This is a genomic window from Lelliottia sp. SL45, from assembly GCF_026672535.1.
GTDB lineage: Bacteria > Pseudomonadota > Gammaproteobacteria > Enterobacterales > Enterobacteriaceae > Enterobacter > Enterobacter nimipressuralis.
Window position 1 is genome coordinate 1,238,206 of the sequence record NZ_JAPPRH010000003.1, and the last position, 18,263, is coordinate 1,256,468.

Here is an 18,263-nt window from a genome sequence, read left to right on the forward strand (position 1 = left end):
CAATGTCAGTGAATCCGGCAAAACAAACAGAACTGGAAACGTTACTCGCGATCAGCAGCGGATTAAATGCCACGCAGGGCAACCCGCGTTTTAAAGCGATTATGCATCAGCTGCTCGGCGATCTGTGTCTGACCATTAAAAAGTTTGATATTACCGACGAAGAATTCTGGCTGGCGGTGAACTATTTAAATGAGCTGGGCGAGCGGAAAGAGGCGGCGCTGCTGGCGGCAGGGTTAGGGCTGGAGCACTACCTCGATATGCGCGCCGACGAAAAAGAGGCGGCGGCGGGGAATGACATTGGCACCCCGCGCACCATCGAAGGGCCGCTGTATGTGGCGAACGCGCCGCTCAGCGAGGGCTATGCCCGCATGGATGACGGCAGTGAGGACGCGGAAACCCTGTGGCTGCACGGTACCATCACCGATCTGGAGGGGAAACCGGTGGCCGATGCCATCGTCGATATCTGGCACGCCAACACCCTCGGCGGCTACTCATTCTTTGATGCTTCCCAGAGCGAATACAACCTGCGCCGCCGCGTGCAGACCGGGCCGGATGGCCGCTATGCGGTGCGCAGTATCGTCCCTTGCGGCTACGGTTGCCCGCCGGATGGCCCAACGCAAAAACTGCTGAACGGACTGGGGCGTCACGGTAATCGTCCGGCTCACATCCATTTCTTTGTCTCTGCGCCCGGCTTTAAACATCTGACGACCCAGATTAACCTCAATGGCGATCAATATTTGTGGGACGATTTTGCCTTTGCCACCCGCGAAGAGCTGATTGCCGACCCGGTTAAAATTACCGACAGCAAACTGTCGCAAGCGCGTGATATTAACGGTCCCCATACGGAGGTAAGCTTTAATTTCGCGCTGGTGGCAAGTGACGATAGCCAGCAAGAAGAACGCGGGAAACGCGCCCGCGTGAAAGAATAATACACGGCGCATTGTTATCTATTTCTGGCAAAGCATAGCCATTTAAATTCTTTGTTATTTCCGACGTTATCTCACATCTTCGTGGGATAACGTCTTATTACGGAAATGGCATCGAAACAGATGGCTAAACGGTCGCCTTTATATTTACATCCTCAACAACGCGAGACGATTCGCCACCTCTCCCGGAGTTGGCTGTGGCGCAGCGAATTCCCCACCTGGAGTTTGGTGGTTGTGGTCTACGGCGGCTGGTTTGCCACGCTATTTTACTGGCAAACGCTGGGGCGCCTTCCTGCTACGCTGCTGCTGATCTGGTTCACCGCCTGGTATATGTCCCTGCAGCATGAGCTGATCCACGGTCACCCGACGCGCTGCGCGTGGTTTAATCAACTGCTTGGCACGCTGCCGCTGGCCGTGTGGTACCCGTACGGGCTGTACCGCGATTCGCATCTGGCGCACCATAATCATGATCATCTGACCGTGCCGGTGGACGATCCTGAATCCTACTATTTCACCGACGAAAGCTGGGCGAAATTCTCCCCGTGGCGCCGCAAACTGATACACGCGCGCAATACGTTTCCCGGTCGCCTGCTGTTAGCCCCGCTGTTGGATATTGCCCAGACGCTCGCCAGCGCCTGTCGCGCCTTTCGCCATCTGGAACTCAGGAATATGGCGATGTGGCTTGTCCATGGCGCGCTGCTGGTGCCCCTGTTTATCGTGATGGAACAGCTCGGCTTCTCTGCGCTCTGGTTTGTGATCGGCGTGAGTTATCCCGCTCTGGCGCTGACCAAAGTGCGTTCGTTCCTGGAACATCAGGCGGCGGACGACCCGCTGGCAAGGTCTGTTATCAATGAAGCGGCACTGGTGTGGCGGGCGCTGTTTCTCAATCTGAACTATCATGCAGTGCATCACGATCTGCCCGGCGTGCCCTGGTACGGCCTGCGGGCGATCTATCTGCGTGATAAAGCGCAGTATCAGCAGCGCAACCTGCATTTTGTGGTGCGCGGCTACGGGGAATGGCTGCGCCGGTTCTGGGCGAAAGCTGTCGATGTTACCGTCCATCCTGGCCTGAAAAATGATGACTAACACACTCGCGTTTCCGATGTATGCCGTGAACCCCAGAGACAATGCGCGGCTGTGGCAGGCGGTGGAGGGACTTTTGCAGGCGCGCGGTCTGTCTGTCCGCGACGGGGCCGGAGAGGCGTTGCTCGCACACTGGCGTAGCCCCGAACTGCTGCTCAGCCAGACCTGCGGATTTCCGCTGATGACCCAGCTCCCGGAGGTGCAGACGGTGGGCTGTTTTCACTACACCGCGCCCGGCTGCAAAGGAATTTACTACCGCAGTTTTCTTGTTGCACGTGACACGAACAGCGACAAAACGCTGGCTGATTTTCGCGGCCTGCGCGCGGTGTGCAATTCGGTTGACTCTCAGTCGGGCTATAACGCCCTGCGCAACCTGATCGCGCCGTTAGCGGTCAACGGACGGTTTTTCTCTGCAACGCTTCTGAGCGGCAGCCACCGACAATCGCTGATTACCCTGGCAGAAGGGCGGGCGGATATCGCCGCCATCGACTGCGTGACCTGGGCGCTGTTGCAGCGTCATGAACCCGAATTACTGAAAGGACTCAGCGTGGTGGGTGAAACGCCAGCTGCGCCGGGGCTGCCGCTGATTACGGCGGGCAGCACCTCAGCAGAAACGCTTTCCCTTCTGCGCGATGCGCTGAAAACCCTGGTGACGGCGCCCGACTATCGCGAGGTGTGCGAGGCGGTACTGATCGGCGGATTCAGTGAGGTTTCGCGCCAGCCCTATTCACTGTTGCTGGACTGGCGCGACGCGGCGGAGAAATCAGGGGTTACGCAGCTCTGAAAGGGAATCAGGCTAACAGATAACTCAGCCCGGAAAACGCCACCATCCCGGCGATGACCGTGGCGAACAGGCTGCGGGTGAAAATCCCCGCAACCGCGGCAACGGCTGCCGCCAGCAAAGAAATGCTGATCCCCGACGAAGTCAGCGCCGGTTTGCCTAGCAGCTCGGCGGTGATGATCGCGGCCATGATCGCCGAGGGGATAAAGCTCAGCCACTGTTGCAGGATCGGCGCCAGACGAAAGCGTGAGAGCAGCAGAATCGGCACCGTGCGCATCAGGGCCGTCACGACGGCGCAGGCGACGATCGCCAGTAAAATATTGCGCTCCATTAGTGACCACCTTTATAGAAGAGGCGCAGCCCGAGGGTTGCCAGCGTCGCAGAGACCGATGCGGCGACAATGACCACCACGCTCATGTCCGTGTGGCTGGCGGTCAGCAGCGTGATCACCACCGCCGCCGCGATGCTGAAGGATTCTAGCGCTTTGCGGCGGCTGGCAAACCAGATCATCAGCACCAGCCCGATAAACATCGACACCAGGCTGAAACTCAGCCCTTCCATCAGGGACGGCGGCAGGGCGGAGGCGAGCCAGGCGCCCACCACGCAGGCGAGGATCCAGTTTAGCCACGCGGCCATGTTCAGCCCCAGCATCCACGCAAACGGCACTTTGCTCTGATGGCTGCCCTGTTGAACCGCGACGCCAAAGGTTTCGTCCGTCAGCAACAGCCCGCTGACCACTTTTTGCAGGGTGGTGTAGTCGCGAAAGAACACACTCATGGCGGAGCTCATCAGCAGATAACGCAGATTCACCAGGAATACACTCAGCACCACCGAGGCGATTTCCGCGCCCGTGGCCCACAGGGAATAAAAGAGGAACTGGGCGGAACCCGCGTAGAGCGCGCTCGCCAGCAGGGCGGTTTGCAGGGTGGTAAAGCCGGAGAGCGTACCGATGGCTCCCGCAGCAAAACCGATGCTCCAGTAGCCCGGAATGGTGGGCAGACAGGCGGTAATGCCCGCACGAAACTCGGCGTTGGCCTCATTCCCTGGCAACGTTTTGGTTTTTATCAACATCAATAGGTCTCGTTTATAGTGCGCGGATCTCTTTTGATCGCAGCGTTATCCGGACGGGCACGGATTTATAGGACGGTGTTCCGCTGTCTTTGTCAAGATAATCGAGTGGAACCAGTACGTTAGCCTCTGGATAATAAGCACCGACCGTACCAGAGGCAATGCTGTAAGCGACCACGGTGATGTCTTCCAGTTGCTGAACGCTGCCCTGCAACGCGGTGGAAATGTCCACACGATCGCCGTGCTCCAGACCCAACTGCGCCATATCGCCCTCGTTCATAAACAGAATATCGCGGCGGCCAAACACGCCGCGATACCGGTCATCGAGCGCGTAGATGGTGGTGTTGTACTGGTCGTGGCTGCGCAGCGTTACCAGCCGCAGCACGTTGTCACCGACGCCCGGCTGGTTCTCATCGACGCCTTCAAATACTGAGAACATCGCTTTGCCCGTGGACGTCGGCCAGACGCGTTCGGTTGGCGGAAGCGGCATGCGAAAACCACCGGGAATACGGATGCGCTGGTTGTACTGGTCAAAACCGGGGATGGTTTTTTCGATCAGATCGCGGATCAGATCGTAATCCGACACCAGGGTGGTCCAGTCAATGCGGGTGTGAGGCAACGTCGCTTTTGCCAGCCCGGCGACAATCGCCGGCTCTGAGCGCAGCTCAGGCGAGGCAGGTTTGAGCTTGCCGGACGAGGCATGAACCATCGACATCGAATCTTCCACCGTGATGGACTGGCGGCCCGTTTGCTGCATATCCAGCTCTGTTCGCCCAAGGCAGGGGAACAGCCAGGTCTGTTTCGCCGTCAGGAGATGCGTGCGGTTAAGCTTGGTGCCGACATGGACGCTCAGATCGAGGCTGCGCATCGCCGGGAAGGCGCGCGCGTGATCGGGCATGGCGACGGCAAAATTCCCGCCGAGACAGATCATCGCCCTGGCGCTGCCGTTGATCATCGCTTCGGTGGCCTGCACCGCGTCGTGGCCGTGCGCCGCAGGCGGCGTAAAGCCAAACACCTCGTTAATTTTGCCGAGAAACGCCGCCGTCGGTTTTTCGGAGATCCCAACGGTGCGGTTTCCTTGAACGTTCGAATGGCCGCGCAGGGGGCAAATCCCCGCGCCGGGTTTGCCAATATTGCCGCGCATCAGCAGCAGGTCGGCAATCAGACGCACGTTGGAGGTGCCTTTGTTGTGCTGGGTGATGCCCATGCCATAGGTGATGATGGTGGCGTTGGATTTGGCATAGGCCTCTGCGACCTGGTGGAGGTCCTGGCGCGACAGGCCCGATTCGCGCTCAATCGACGCCCAGCTTGTCGCCTGGATATCCGCCGCAAAATCATCGAAGCCCTGGGTGTGCGTGGCGATAAAATCGGTATCCAGCGCGTTTTCAAACGCCAGCAGATGTTTTGCGATGCCTTTCAGCGCGGCAGCATCACCGCCCGCTTTCACCTGGAAATAGGTCGAGGCGATATCGGTGGAGCTGTAAGTCGCCATCTCCATCACGCTTTGCGGATCGGCAAACCGCTCCAGTGCGCGCTCACGCATCGGGTTGAGCACGATAATCGGCACCTTGCGGCGGGCCAGCTCGTGCAGCGTCCCCATCATTCGCGGGTGGTTAGTGCCGGGGTTATGGCCGATTGAAATCACAAGCTCAGTGTTATCAAAATCGTCGAGCGACACGGTTCCTTTGCCAATCCCAATGGAGCGCGGCAGACCGACGCTGGTAGCTTCGTGGCACATATTGGAACAATCAGGAAAATTATTGGTGCCCAGTTCGCGGGCAAACAGCTGAAACAGGAACGCCGCTTCGTTGGAGGCGCGACCGGAGGTGTAAAACTCGACCGCATCCGGTGGGAGTTCGCGCAGTATTTCGCCAATGCGTGCAAACGCCTGTTCCCATTCGACCGGGCGGAAGGTGTCGCTCTCCCGGTGATACTCCATCGGCTGCGTCAGACGACCATAGCCTTCGAGTTCGAAATCGCTTTTTGCCAGCAGGGAAGTCACCGTGTTTTCGGCGAAAAACGCCGGGGTGACGCGTTTGCTGGTGGCTTCCCAGGTCACGGCTTTGGCGCCGTTTTCGCAGAACTGGAAGGTGGATTTATGCTCTTTGTCGGGCCATGCGCAGCCAGGGCAGTCAAATCCGTCAGGCTGGTTGGTGCGAAGCAGGGTCGCGGGGGCATCGAGGGTGTCCATCTGCGTGCGAACGGCGATGGCGGTGGCTTTCAGCGCTCCCCATCCCCCGGCGGGACCATCATAGTGCCGGATTCCTGGAACCGAGCGGCGTTTGTTATTCATGTAAGCTCCGACTATGTCGATCGATGGATCAATTCTACACCGTTGGAGTTAACGAAATAACAACAAATAATCATCATTTTTATGATGATTGAAGGTGTGCGGATGAGAGGGTCGGTATAGCCTGGGCGGCTATACCGAGGGGGGGTTAGCTGCGAATAAACGCCAGAAGATCCTGATTAATCAGGTCAGCATGGGTGGTGTGCATCCCATGTGGCAGGCCCGGATAGACCTTGAGGGTGCTGTTGCTGAGAAGCTCGTCCTGAAGCAGGCTCGCATTTTTATACGGCACGACCTGGTCGTCATCGCCCTGCAAAATCAGGGTAGGGACGGTGATAGCCTTCAGATCGTCGGTCTGGTCGGTTTCTGAAAACGCCTTGATACCTTCGTAGTGCGCCTTCGCACTGCCGATCATTCCCTGTCGCCACCAGTTCTGGATGGTGCCCTGTGAGATCTCCGCGCCCTCCCGGTTAAAGCCGTAGAACGGGCCTGTCGCGACATCAAGATAAAATTGTGCGCGGTTGGCGGCCAGCGCCTGGCGGAACCCGTCAAAGACCTCAATCGGCGTGCCGCCCGGGTTCTCCGGCGTTTTGACCATTAACGGCGGTACGGCGCTGATCAACACCGCTTTTGCCACGCGCCCCTGCGGCTGACCATATTTTGCGACATAGCGCGCAACCTGCCCGCCGCCCGTCGAGTGCCCGATATGCACCACATTTTTCAGATCCAGATGTTCCACAACGGCGGAGACATCGGCGGCGTAGTGATCCATATCGTGCCCGTCGCTGACCTGGCTTGAACGCCCGTGGCCCCGGCGGTCGGACGCCAGTACGCGATAGCCTTGCGCCAAAAAGAACAACAGCTGGTTATCCCAGTCGTCAGCGCTCAGCGGCCAGCCGTGGTGGAAGAAGACAGGCTGCGCCTCTTTTGGTCCCCAGTCTTTATAGAAGATCTCAACGTTATCTTTGGTGGTGACAAATGACATGATTGAACCTCTCGGGTGGAGTGAAAGGAGATGGATAATTCAGGTTGATGTGCAAGCAGGTGGCAAATAACAACATCCAAGTCTAGTTGAGAATGTCACCGCGTGCCGGAATTCTGCGGCTGGCTCAATGGCTTCGCTTGTGAAAATGTTCTTCAAATTTAGTCCGTTATCTTTGCTTAGTTAAAATCCAGCAACCTTAACCTGATGAATTTATAACGGTAATTCACCTGCGCATGCTAAAGGTGGTAGCGCCGATCAGACTAAACAGAGAGTGCTCAATGAAAACCTCAATCGCGAGCGTGGTGGCGGACCTGCCGGATGTCTGGCGTTCGCGCGTGCTTGGCACCGTCGGGAACGCCAATATTAAAGTGCTAAAGATGGGCGGGGAGGGACTTCCAACCGAGGCGCATGATGATTTCGACGAACTGCTGCTGGTGCTGGACGGTGAGCTGCCGCTGGTGGTGGAGGAGCGGCACTTTACCCTAAAAGCCGGGGAGTTCTTTTTTGTGCCGAAGGGGGCGAGGCATTCCGTGCCGGAAGGGAGTTTTGGGGTACTGGTGGTAGTGGACGTGGGGCGGCAGTAAAAGCCCGCCCCGAGCGTTAACGTCAACCCGGCCCCTCACTTCCCGCCGCCAGCAGCGGAACCACAACGCGGCTGATAGGGACAGGAATACCATGCTTTTCGCCATAACGCTGGATCACACCGTTGCGAATATCCCACTCCAGCGGACGATTGGCCTGACGGTCGGCGAGAATTGACGTGCCTAAATCCGCCGGGGCACGATGAAAACCCTCAACGATCTCGTGCGGAACGTTATCGCCGAGCGATGCGCCTTCTGCCCGCGCCACGGCCAGGCATTCGCGCAGGTACGCCAGTGCCAGCTCCGTGATATCTTGCCGCGAGAACATCCCTGCACGGCGGTTCGCCAGCACCATCAGGCCCGCGACGGCATTCTGCAACAGCTTGCGCCAGGCGATGGAGACAAAATCCGCTGACAATTCTACCGCGCAGCGCGTCTCGCTCAGCGCATCGCTGATCCGTGCTGCCTGCGGGATAGCGGGGAGGGTCAGGCGCGGTTTAGCGCGCAGCCACACGGAGGCGTCCGGCTCGCGCTGAGCCGGGAACCAGACCACCGACGGGACGACCACAGCACCGTTAACGTAAGGTTCGAGCTGCGCTTTTTGCTCAACGCCATTCTGCAACGCACAGACGACGGTGTTTTCATCGCACAGCGCAGCCAGCCACCCGGCGCTGTCAGCGACCTGGGTGGTTTTCACGGCCACAAACACAAGCGCGACCGGGCGGCTGACGCGCGAAGGATCGGTGATGACCGGGCCGGGTACGATGATTTCGCATTCATCGTGGCGCAACACTAACTGTGGATGAGGGGTGCGTCCGCAAAGAAGGGGCGTTCGGCCCACGTCATGCAGTGCCGCAGCAATGGTGGTACCGATAGCACCTGGGCCAATAAGCGCTACTGAGGGATGTTCAGACATTCTTTGTCCTCCTGAATGGGGCAAGCAGACCTGATTTATCATAATACTCCGCCGGCCCATCGCGTCTAACAGGAAAAAATGATGCCGATTCACATCATTTTGGCGGACGCATGGCGGTCAGGCGTAACGATAAGCCCATCCCTTAAACGCTCATCACGCAGGCCGCGATATAAAGCCCGACGCCGTAAGCCAGATGCGTGAGCACACTGAGCAGACGAGCCAGCCACGGGCGAGGCGTGCGTGACGCAGCAATGCCAAAACCCAGCGCAGGCTGCAGAATCAAAAAGGGGGCAAATAACGTTAACAGACCGGCAAGGAGTCCTGTCGAGAGGGAGGGGGTAGTGAACCATTCTGCTCCGCACAGCATCAGCGGCACGACAGCAAAAAGTATCCCGGTGAGATAGTGAAACACCCAGCCCGTCAACAGCTCCCCGCGTAGTGGCGGCGCTGAGACGATCGTGTGATGGCAAAGCGTCCCGCCCGGCAAACCCAAAATCCAGCGGCCCACCAGGGCATAGTTCAGTGGCGGAACCTTAAGAGTGCGTTTCTGAAAGCAGGACCATAGATCCATCACCCCTGTTGCGCCCATCCCCGTTATGACTGTTTTAAGCACCAACATCATATCCATAGTCTTCTCCTTGCTGATGAAATGCTAAGCTGGCAGACAGTGTGCAAGTTAAAGTCAGGTTTAAGTCAACGATGAAAGAACTGGATATCAGAGAAATCGCCGACCTTTCGGGCATTAGCCCCTCGGCGATGCGCTATTACGAGAAGCGAGGATTGATCCAGCCGGTCGGTCGCAACGGTCTGAGAAGGCAGTATCATGAGAATGTGCTTAATAAGCTGCAGCTGATCACGCTGGGACAGGCGGCAGGATTTTCTCTGGATGATATTGCAGCGATGTTTGGTGCGAAAGGGACGATCGCAATTGACCGCGAGGAGCTTCATCAGCAATCACTGAAGATTGACAACACCATTCGCAGATTGCAGCTATTAAGCCGCGGGCTGAAGCATGCTGCACGCTGTACACAACCAGAGCATACCGAGTGCGAAGAGTTCCAAAAAATTGTCTCAAGAGGGCTTCGGCTCGTCCGGTCTGTCAACCGTTAACTCACTAAATGAGAGGGAAATAATCATGACGACGCTGGATGAACTGCAGGTGAAGTATCCGGGAGCAAATGCCTGGCAAATGGGTGACAGCCCTGAGCTGGCGAACGAGCTTGCTGACCTGATTAAAAAAGGGATTAAAACGGCCTCATGTGGCTCTTTTTCATCGTATCAACAGGAGGAAACTGCGCCCCGAATCGGCAGCTATAACATCGTTCTTGATGGTCAGAATGCGCCAGTGTGCGTGATCAGATTGATTTCAATGCGCCTGGTGCGTTTTTGCGATGTGACCGATGAGTTTGCCAGAAAAGAGGGGGAGGGCGATTTGAGCCTTGAGTACTGGCGGAAAGAACATCAGCGCTTTTTCGCCAGCGAAGGGGACTTCTCTGAAGAGATGGAGCTGATCGCAGAGGAGTTCGAGGTTGTTGAGGTCATTTGAGGCGGATTGTAGTTTCCCTGAAAGTCATACACATCGCTGCACGCCGCGCCGGGTTGAAACCTGCCGCGAGTTCTTCAGCAATCAGGCTTACCAGATGCGGCGGGCGTGCGAGACCTTCTACAATTTCAAAACCTAATGTGGCGTAAAATCGGGCATTAAAAGCGGCCATTTTGTCTGTTGTCAGCGAGGATCCCGTCAGACCACGCTGCTGACCAATATTGAGAATAGCCTGCATAAGCCGTCTGCCGATACCGTGGCGTTGCCAGGCCGGATGTACATCCATTTCAGCAACGTGCAGCCAGGACTCTTTAACGTTAGCTGCGACAAACCCTACTGGAACAGAATCAGATGTACAGGCCGTAAGCAGCAGACCGTTACGCCAGAAATCGCTCAATTCCTCCAGACTACACGCGCCCGCCTCGTCGGCTACCGCCCCCGCATTACGCAAGGTTTCAAAAGCCGCCAGTTCAATGGCGCGTAGCCTGTCGAAGTCTTCAGGGTGTGCGTGACGGATAGTGAAATCCATGACAAGGTTCTCCATGCGTGATGGCATTATTTTTACGGTCTTTGATTCGCAATGCACTGGGAATAACGGGGCATTCTTCTGTCCAGAATGGAGCATATCATGATGTTAGCCAGGCTTGCTTCTGGTATGACGAGGACTGGTTAAAGAGCGGGTTGATCCGCTTTGAGCGAGGAACGGACATCGCATCCTCGATAAAGCCAGGGAGCAGCGTTGTCCCATTACCCGTTTCGGCATGATGATTATTCAGGCAGGGTACTTTATGCTGGTTAAACTCCCTTTATAGGATATAACCATGATAACCGTAGAGAAATCAGATCCATTTTCTTCAGAATCTCATCGCTTAACCGAAATGCTGTCCGCTGAACTTGCCGCTATTACTGGCGATAATGGCAAAACCAACTTCACCGTTGAAGCAATGAATGATGACAAAGCATTATGGGTATTGGCAAAGAATGCACATGGGGATGCGATAGGATGCGGCGCAATCCGGCCATTAACTCAAAATACAGCCGAAATTAAAAGAATGTTTTCAGACCAAAGCTTGCCAGGCGTGGGTAGTGCTTTACTTACTTTTCTGGAAACCTCCGCAAAACAAATGGGATATCGCGAGTTGAAACTGGAAACCCGGCATATCAACCGTCGGGCCGTCAATTTTTACGAGAAAAATGGATATGTCCGTACTGAGAATTATGGCCCATATATAGGTAGAGAAGAAGCTGTCTGTTTCGCAAAGGCATTGTGATGATTGTATTTGTCGGCCCTGACTTCCGCTCCTGGCACTAACCTGCCGATAGATTGATCTCACTTGGCTAAGAGCGAGAAGCGGGCGTTAACAGCCTAAGGAGAATATGAGTTTGGGCTAAGAATTTGCAGAGGTGATGCTTAAAGCGTTCTCAAAAGCTGGGCCGGATTACCAGCATACACACCCTTTACCAGCACTGGCTTTGTAACAACGCTACCTGCACCAATCACCGCACCACTGCAAATTTCCGTTGTTAAAATTGTTGCTCCGCTACCCACTATTACTGCGTTGCCTAATACAATATGTATCCAAGTTTCTGCAGAAGCATCAGGACTTCCACACTTGAAAAGATCGTTAGCAAAGGTTACGCCATGGCCTATAAAGCAGTCTTTGCCTAAGGTAACGTTCTCACAGATGAAAGTGTGTGACTGCACTTTAGTTCTGTCGCCTATGACACATCCCTTTTGTATCTCAACAAATGGCCCTACAAAAACATCATCGCCTAGGTCACATTCATAGAGGTTTACAGGCATGACAACTTTTACATTTTTACCTTGTTCAACGTCACGAATCCCGCTTTCAATAATCTTCATATCAACTGAGTCCTTACACGAGATAATTCGGCTCAGAATAGCTTAAAAAGTTTATCTTTACTAAGTAGCTAAACTAACCAGCCCCCAATGATTCGTTCACTGTGATGATTGTAATGTCCGCTCCTGGCACTGAGCGGCTGGTTTTACTTTTCCCAACGATTACGCCCCTGTTGTTTTGCCCGATAAAGGGCTTCATCCGCTCTGGCAATAATGCCAGCAGTACTGTCACCGCTTTTGGAAAGGGTAATGCCCATGCTGACTGTCACCATTTCACTAACCTCCGAAGTGGCGTGTGGCAGTGAAGTTTCGTGCAGGTTCGTCTGAATACGTTCAGCAACCTGCGCAGCTTCATTCAGGGAGGATGCAGGCAGCACAATGACAAACTCTTCGCCGCCGTAACGTGCCACCAAATCTGCTGGAGTACGTACCGACCTCTTCATCAGATCGGCTACTTTTGCCAGGCATTCATCTCCAGCCTGGTGACCATAGTGGTCGTTATAGCGTTTGAAATAGTCCACATCGAGCATGAGCAGCAAAAATTGCTCGGCCTGTAGGAGAGCATCATCAAGAAAGTTTTCCATTGACCGCCGATTAGCCGTCCCGGTCAGCGCATCTTGGTGAGCCATAACATCTAGCCGTGCAATAAGCATCCGGTTCTCCTGATAACGTAACCAGGCTTCATCAAACCAGCGTTGTAGTATAAAGCGACCATAAATGAGAATGGCGGTAAGAGTAAGCCAGACCAATAAAAACCGTACGTTAACACCCTGATTAATCTGCACGCTAGCCAGTAGGGCAGTCAGCCATAATGGGGTGATGAAAAGTAACAGGGCCGTTGGATGATAATAAAGCGCTGCCAGCGCGGTGAGCACTAGGATGACACTGAGGGGCCAGGCAAAAGGCAGTTGCCACGAGACGATAAAGTTGTAGCTACAGTAGCTCCACATCAGGCTGATAGTTACTAGCATCGCCATACAAAGAGGTGTAAATCTGGCAGGGAGGCGATAGATGAAAAGTACTAACAGAAGCGACAAACCAATAATGCCACTCGTAATTTCGTCTATAAACGGCAATATTTCAGTGTGTGCGCCGATCGAGCGATCAAAATTACTGATGAGAATATTGCGAAACAAAATGATCAGCGCAAAACTGACATTCACAAATGTGAACCACGGGATACTCACTGATAGCGCCTGACTGACCATATCACTATGGTTCTGCCACATTCTTACACTATTGAAAGTACGGCGCTTATTGTTCGAATGCTGCTCCATTACTGATTGCCTTACAAATGAATAATTACTATCCAGTGTAATATAGGTATCTATTTCATTGCATGAGTTTCAGGCAGAACAATCAGACCAGGTAAGTATTATTTTCCGATTACCTTTCATGTTAACGCATTGCTTCAAGCAAACATTCAAAAGTTACGACAGTAAAATGCTATCCCCCTCTTACCATCACTGCTCCCATCGAAAAGATAACATGTCAGGGTTAACAACGTCTGCTTGTGGCACTAAGCGGACTTTCATATTTCAAACCCATGGATCCCTGAACACCATCAGAATGGCTGCACTACCCGCGACACCTGACAAGGGCAGGGTGTTTCAAAGCAGCCGATAAAGCCGAAGTTGTTCCGCTACGTAACCAGCACACTAATGAAAAGCACCGAGGTACAAAGGTTAGTGTGATGTTGACGTAAAAAGGCACCCCCAGCAAACAGGCAGCCACCCAATAACAAGCTTATATCGTACTGCAACGGAAGTACGATATAAGAATGTAATCAGTCGCTTACAGGCATGCCGCATTTCGCGGTGTGGTTTACAGCGCCTTTTTCAGGGCTGATATCAGGAAACTGACCGGTTCATCGGGCGGAACATCCCGTCGCAGGATGATATGTAATGGGGTGACGCGGTGCGAGCCGTGGCTGAGGGGCAATGGTTGCAGTATGCCTGCCGCCAGTTGTTGATGAATAGAGGCCTGCGGCAGCCAGCCGTATCCAAGACCGGCCACGATAGCGCCTGCCGCCGCATCCAGAGTGGAGAAATCCCAGTTTTGGCTATCCCCTGTGGCCGCTTTCCCGCTATCTGCTATTTGTATCCGTGGCCAGTTGCTGAGCAGTGCTTCGGTCAACGTGCCGGATACCGACAGCAGCGGATGATCGCGATGTGCCACGGCAATAAAATCCACGTTCATTAGCCACTCTCCCCGGCCGGTAATATTTTGCCGGTCGGTCACGATCATCACATCAGCATCGTCCACAGCGGACATGGTGGGGAACATGCTCTCGGTGACTTCCGTTAGCTTCACCCGAATAGTCGGCCAGAGCTGCTGGAATTGTTGCAGGGCAGAGAACAGGCGCTCCCGAGGATAGATAACGTCCACCACCAAATTAAGCTGCGAACGCATTCCCTCCTGCAGAGTCGCGGCCTGAGCCTCCACATAACTAAATGTTTTCAGGAGCGGGCGTACCTGGCTCAGCAGCGTCGCCCCGGTTGGGGTTAATACCGTACGACGCCCCTCTGGAACCAGCAGCGTCACGCCCAGTTGCGTCTGGAGCTGCGCGAGATTATAGCTAATAGAAGACTGGCTGCGGTGTAGCGTATCGGCGGCGCGGGCAAAGCTGCCAGTAGTGAACACACAGTCCAGGATTGCCCATTGTTCCAGCGTTGTTTTATTCATAATGATTCATTTATTCGATTAATATCATCATAAAATAGCGCTATTCATCAAAATATTAAAGCATTAGACTTGTTTTATCGAACAGAGGAGACCTGAAATGAGCAACTTTGATAAACATGATTTGAGCGGTTTTGTCGGTAAACATCTGGTGTACACCTACGATAACGGCTGGAACTACGAAATTTATGTCAAAAATGAACAAACCCTGGACTACCGTATTCACAGCGGCCTGGTGGGGAATCGTTGGGTCAAAGATCAGCAGGCTTATATCGTCCGCGTGGGTGAAAGTATTTACAAAATCTCCTGGACGGAGCCAACCGGCACGGATGTGAGCTTAATTGTCAATCTGGGGGATAAACTCTTCCATGGCACTATTTTCTTCCCACGTTGGGTGATGAATAACCCCGAAAAAACCGTGTGTTTCCAGAATGACCATATTCCGCTGATGAATCAGTACCGCGATGCCGGTCCGGCTTATCCGACGGAGGTTATTGATGAATTTGCCACTATCACCTTTATTCGTGACTGCGGTGCCAATAATGACGATGTGATTGCCTGCGCGGCGAGTGAATTGCCGGACAATTTTCCAGATAATCTGCGTTAAATAACACCCCGCTAAATTTAAAAGAAACCGGTCACGACGACGGTTTCTTTTTTTTGCTACTCATCCGGGACGTTTATTCGTTAACGGTTGCCTGATGACGCGTTTCTTTAGCCGGTGCAGCTTTGCTTCTGTTGCTGGAGTAGATGAAGAACAGCGCGATACCCAGACAGAGGATGGCACCCAGACGATTCATCGAGAAGGGGATCGCCCCGTTGCCAAGCCAGCCAAAGTTATCAATCAGCATGCTCATTGTCAGCTGACCGAAAATCACCGCAACCGTTGCAACGGCTGTGCCGATACGTTGGACGGCAAAGACCATAATGACGATGTAAGGCACACCAAACATCGCACCTAACAGTTGCCACTTCGGTACATCCAATAGGCTGGTAGCATGTTTAGGCTCAAAGAAGAAAATCAGCAGGGCAGTAATAAGCGCGCCGACGGAGAAGGTCAGGAATGCGCTTTTGAATACACCCACTTTGCTACCCAGTTGGCCATTTATCGCAGCCTGAATGCTGAGCATTGCACCACCAATAACCGCCAACACAATCATCATAAATGTCATCATTTTTTCTTAACCCCGAGCAACAAGAACCAGCGCCAGTACGATAAAAATCAGCGCGATAATGCGTTTATTGTCAATTTTTCGATGTGGCGTGCCCAGCAGACCATAGTGGTCAATGATCAGACTTTTGGATACCTGTCCTGCCAGAATGCCTATCATCGTCATAGCGATACCGATCGCCGGTGTAGCGATGGTCAGAATAATGACGTAAACAGGGCCGAGCACCCCGCCCAGTAGGTTCCAGGAGGGCTGCGAGAAAAAGGTTGGGCTATTACGTGGACTGAAAAACAGCATCAGCAAAAACGTCAGGGCCGCACCCACGCCGAATACGCTGAATGTCGCCCATAAATCGCCGACTTCTCCTCCCAGCGGCCCCAGCAGCCCGGCCTCTACGGACAATCCCATTCCGCCCGCGATAACAATTAAAATCAGTACCAGTTGCATAGCAAACTCTCTACGGTTGTCTAAGCGCAGAAGATTACACCTGGCCTGAGATGTGAAAAATGCCATAATTCAGGAAACACCTTTGCAGGATTTGCATCAATGCATGGCGCAGGCAATATCAGTATCCGTTCTCTTTCAATCTTTATAGACGTGTATGAAACGCAGAATTTTTCCGTGGTCGCGCGCCGCGAAGGAATATCGGCTTCGCAGGTTTCACGCGTTATCCATCATCTTGAAGATGCGCTCGGTCAGCAGCTTTTTTATCGAAACACGCGCGCTGTCATCCCGACTGAAAGTGGGCACCTTTTTATCCGGCACGCACGCGCCATGGCCGGTAATCTTGAGGATGCCCGCCGCGAACTGGATGAACGTGCGCTTGAGCCTTCAGGTTTAATTCGCATTAATGCCCCGGTATTTTTCGGACAGCGGCATGTGGCCCCAGGACTAGCGGGTCTGACGGCGCGTTACCCCCGTCTGACCATTGAGCTGACGCTGACCGATGATTACATCGATCCACACAGGGATGCCGCCGACGTCATTTTCCGGATTGGCGTTCTGGCTGACTCTTCCTTTCATGCGCGCGTTTTCGGGCAGCAGTTTTATCACCTGGCCGCGTCGCCTGCGTATCTGGATAAATACGGTATGCCTGAATGCCCCGAGGATCTCGGACGCCACAAATGCCTTGTCTACAGTGGATCTTCCGGTCCAAACCGCTGGCTGGTTCGCAAGCCAGGTGAGGAGTGGGTGCACTATCCCGTGTCGCCACTGATGTCATCCAATAACGCAGAGACTTTGCTTATTGCGGCTCTGGGCGGGATGGGCATTGTGCTTTTTCCGGACTGGCTGATTGCTGAAAGACTGAAAAGCGGTGAGCTGATCGCGCTACTGACCGATATGGATACCTCTATTAAAACGGAGCCACAGAACATTGCGGCTATTTACCCCCACACCCGCCATCCGCCGCTGAACGTCAGGGCGGTGATCGATTACTATCTTGAGGTGTTTGGTTCACCGCTTTACTGGCAGTCTGAGGGGTAAGTTCAGGCTGGCAATGGAGTACATCCGGCGTCAGTTTTTTCCAGCTTAGAAAGTGAATCGCGGACCTTGAACAGAATCTTACGGTTGTTGATTACAGTGGCAGTGCAGAGGGTTGCGCAGCGCCTCAACTGGCAATCTGTGAGAGTGTCCATTACTATCCAAAATCTATGGATGTGAACATTTTCGGCTTTATGCCAGCACTACTGCCTGTTGCACTGTCCCCCGGCGCAAGCTTCACTCTCGTTATGAACAGTGCTCTGGCTGGTGGTCACAAAGGCCTAATCAGAACGCTCGCCGGAACAGCGTTGGGCATATACACCCATGCGGTTTTAATAGGGCTGGGTGTGACTGCTGTGCTCATCTCGTCCCCGGCAGCGTTTGCAGTGCTCAAAGTTGCCGGAACGGCCTATCTGCTCTGGTTAGGCGCGATGCTTATCCGCAGTGGGATAACGGTCACTACAGACGGGTTTAGGGATTCAAAGCATGTGGTGACGTTAAAAGAGGCGTGGCTTGCGAATGTTTTGAACCCAAAAGCCATCCTTTTCTATGTGACGGTCGTTTCACAGTTCGCAGGGATAAAGGGAGGCGTTAGTAATTACCTGACGCTGGCATCAGTGCATGTCGTGGTGATGAGCGTTTGGCTTTTCTCTGTCAGTCAGACACTGATATTTTCAGTTAAAAAAACGAACCCGTTAATGCTCAAAAAATACGTCAACATTGCCGGCGGGATGTTGCTCATTGCTTTTTCGCTTCATAGCTTGATCCATTAGTTTCTCGGCTATAGGGATCATGCCCGCATTTGGCATAAAGCGGCCAGTCCGTTACTAAGGTAAGTACAAGACTACTCGCGGTGCGCCCTCAAAAATGAGGGCCGCATCGGAGATTGTCAGGCT

Annotated in this window: 22 protein-coding genes; 10 read left to right on the forward strand and 12 right to left on the reverse strand. The window is 53.9% G+C overall.

The window, feature by feature from the left end; genetic code table 11:
- The first annotated feature begins 2 nt into the window (after positions 1-2).
- The 3 genes from catA (at position 3) to OVA10_RS11940 (ending at position 2,793) form a co-directional block, all read left to right on the forward strand.
- Positions 3-929, forward strand: coding sequence for a catechol 1,2-dioxygenase (catA, locus tag OVA10_RS11930; protein WP_268196008.1), 927 nt, complete (start codon positions 3-5; stop codon positions 927-929).
- A 120-nt stretch (positions 930-1,049) separates the two neighbouring features.
- Positions 1,050-2,012, forward strand: coding sequence for a fatty acid desaturase (locus OVA10_RS11935; RefSeq protein ID WP_268196009.1), 963 nt, complete (start codon positions 1,050-1,052; stop codon positions 2,010-2,012).
- The gene (locus tag OVA10_RS11940) at positions 2,005-2,793 is read left to right on the forward strand and encodes a phosphate/phosphite/phosphonate ABC transporter substrate-binding protein (RefSeq protein WP_268196888.1); all 789 of its coding nucleotides are present in this window, start codon (positions 2,005-2,007) and stop codon (positions 2,791-2,793) included. The genes OVA10_RS11935 and OVA10_RS11940 overlap by 8 nt, the downstream gene beginning before the upstream one ends.
- 7 nt (positions 2,794-2,800) lie before the next feature.
- Here the strand turns inward: OVA10_RS11940 and OVA10_RS11945 are convergent, their stop codons facing one another.
- From OVA10_RS11945 to OVA10_RS11960, 4 genes are all read right to left on the reverse strand, one after another.
- Positions 2,801-3,121, reverse strand: a complete 321-nt coding sequence (locus tag OVA10_RS11945; RefSeq protein ID WP_100779875.1) for an AzlD domain-containing protein — start codon at positions 3,119-3,121, stop codon at positions 2,801-2,803.
- Positions 3,121-3,861, reverse strand: a complete 741-nt coding sequence (locus OVA10_RS11950; RefSeq protein ID WP_102103928.1) for an AzlC family ABC transporter permease — start codon at positions 3,859-3,861, stop codon at positions 3,121-3,123. Before OVA10_RS11950 ends, OVA10_RS11945 begins: the two co-directional genes overlap by 1 nt.
- A 13-nt stretch (positions 3,862-3,874) precedes the next feature.
- Positions 3,875-6,151, reverse strand: a complete 2,277-nt coding sequence (locus tag OVA10_RS11955) for an FdhF/YdeP family oxidoreductase (RefSeq protein WP_268196010.1) — start codon at positions 6,149-6,151, stop codon at positions 3,875-3,877.
- A gap of 145 nt (positions 6,152-6,296) precedes the next feature.
- Entirely contained in the window at positions 6,297-7,133 is an 837-nt protein-coding gene (locus OVA10_RS11960) for an alpha/beta fold hydrolase (RefSeq protein ID WP_102103926.1), read from the reverse strand.
- Between the two features lie 278 nt (positions 7,134-7,411).
- On the opposite strand from OVA10_RS11960, the gene OVA10_RS11965 reads away from it, so the two are divergent.
- Positions 7,412-7,717: a cupin domain-containing protein gene (locus OVA10_RS11965; RefSeq protein ID WP_107703405.1), complete on the forward strand. Its 306-nt coding sequence runs from the start codon at positions 7,412-7,414 to the stop codon at positions 7,715-7,717.
- A 22-nt stretch (positions 7,718-7,739) separates the two neighbouring features.
- On the opposite strand, the gene OVA10_RS11970 is transcribed toward OVA10_RS11965, so the two are convergent.
- Both OVA10_RS11970 and OVA10_RS11975 read right to left on the reverse strand, forming a co-directional pair.
- Positions 7,740-8,630 carry an oxidoreductase gene (locus OVA10_RS11970; RefSeq protein ID WP_268196011.1) on the reverse strand — a complete coding sequence of 297 codons (891 nt, stop codon included), beginning with the start codon at positions 8,628-8,630 and terminating at the stop codon, positions 7,740-7,742.
- 142 nt (positions 8,631-8,772) lie between these two features.
- Positions 8,773-9,258 (reverse strand): DUF2938 domain-containing protein, encoded by a 486-nt coding sequence (locus OVA10_RS11975; RefSeq protein ID WP_268196012.1) that lies wholly within the window; start codon positions 9,256-9,258, stop codon positions 8,773-8,775.
- Positions 9,259-9,329: 71 nt separating this feature from the next.
- Between OVA10_RS11975 and OVA10_RS11980 the strand changes: the two genes are divergently transcribed.
- Both OVA10_RS11980 and OVA10_RS11985 read left to right on the forward strand, forming a co-directional pair.
- Complete coding sequence (locus OVA10_RS11980; RefSeq protein ID WP_268196013.1) at positions 9,330-9,740, forward strand: helix-turn-helix domain-containing protein; 411 nt, start codon at positions 9,330-9,332, stop codon at positions 9,738-9,740.
- 25 nt (positions 9,741-9,765) lie between these two features.
- Complete coding sequence (locus tag OVA10_RS11985; RefSeq protein WP_268196014.1) at positions 9,766-10,176, forward strand: ASCH domain-containing protein; 411 nt, start codon at positions 9,766-9,768, stop codon at positions 10,174-10,176.
- Here OVA10_RS11985 and OVA10_RS11990 read toward each other — a convergent pair.
- On the reverse strand, positions 10,169-10,702 hold the full coding sequence (locus OVA10_RS11990; protein WP_268196015.1) for a GNAT family N-acetyltransferase: 534 nt from the start codon (positions 10,700-10,702) through the stop codon (positions 10,169-10,171). The genes OVA10_RS11985 and OVA10_RS11990 overlap by 8 nt on opposite strands.
- Positions 10,703-10,994: 292 nt before the next feature.
- Here OVA10_RS11990 and OVA10_RS11995 point away from each other — a divergent pair, with 292 nt between their 5' ends.
- A complete protein-coding gene (locus tag OVA10_RS11995) occupies positions 10,995-11,444 on the forward strand; it encodes a GNAT family N-acetyltransferase (protein WP_268196016.1) in 450 nt (149 codons plus the stop codon).
- Positions 11,445-11,584: 140 nt separating this feature from the next.
- Here OVA10_RS11995 and OVA10_RS12000 read toward each other — a convergent pair whose 3' ends face one another.
- The 3 genes from OVA10_RS12000 to OVA10_RS12010 form a co-directional block, all read right to left on the reverse strand.
- The gene (locus OVA10_RS12000; protein ID WP_103946465.1) at positions 11,585-12,037 is read right to left on the reverse strand and encodes an acyltransferase; all 453 of its coding nucleotides are present in this window, start codon (positions 12,035-12,037) and stop codon (positions 11,585-11,587) included.
- 143 nt (positions 12,038-12,180) lie between these two features.
- Positions 12,181-13,242, reverse strand: a complete 1,062-nt coding sequence (locus OVA10_RS12005; protein ID WP_442787944.1) for a membrane-associated sensor domain-containing protein — start codon at positions 13,240-13,242, stop codon at positions 12,181-12,183.
- Positions 13,243-13,858: 616 nt separating this feature from the next.
- Positions 13,859-14,719, reverse strand: coding sequence for a LysR family transcriptional regulator (locus OVA10_RS12010; RefSeq protein WP_268196018.1), 861 nt, complete (start codon positions 14,717-14,719; stop codon positions 13,859-13,861).
- 97 nt (positions 14,720-14,816) lie between these two features.
- Between OVA10_RS12010 and OVA10_RS12015 the strand changes: the two genes are divergently transcribed.
- Positions 14,817-15,323, forward strand: coding sequence for a phenolic acid decarboxylase (locus tag OVA10_RS12015; protein ID WP_102103914.1), 507 nt, complete (start codon positions 14,817-14,819; stop codon positions 15,321-15,323).
- A gap of 73 nt (positions 15,324-15,396) precedes the next feature.
- On the opposite strand, the gene OVA10_RS12020 is transcribed toward OVA10_RS12015, so the two are convergent.
- Positions 15,397-15,888: a DMT family transporter gene (locus OVA10_RS12020; RefSeq protein WP_100779897.1), complete on the reverse strand. Its 492-nt coding sequence runs from the start codon at positions 15,886-15,888 to the stop codon at positions 15,397-15,399.
- Positions 15,889-15,897: 9 nt separating this feature from the next.
- Positions 15,898-16,332, reverse strand: a complete 435-nt coding sequence (locus tag OVA10_RS12025) for a DMT family transporter (RefSeq protein WP_268196019.1) — start codon at positions 16,330-16,332, stop codon at positions 15,898-15,900.
- A gap of 99 nt (positions 16,333-16,431) precedes the next feature.
- Between OVA10_RS12025 and OVA10_RS12030 the strand changes: the two genes are divergently transcribed.
- Together OVA10_RS12030 and OVA10_RS12035 are read left to right on the forward strand one after the other, a co-directional pair.
- A complete protein-coding gene (locus OVA10_RS12030; RefSeq protein ID WP_268196020.1) occupies positions 16,432-17,370 on the forward strand; it encodes a LysR family transcriptional regulator in 939 nt (312 codons plus the stop codon).
- Positions 17,371-17,537: 167 nt separating this feature from the next.
- Entirely contained in the window at positions 17,538-18,140 is a 603-nt protein-coding gene (locus tag OVA10_RS12035; RefSeq protein WP_268196021.1) for a LysE family translocator, read from the forward strand.
- Positions 18,141-18,263 lie beyond the last annotated feature (123 nt).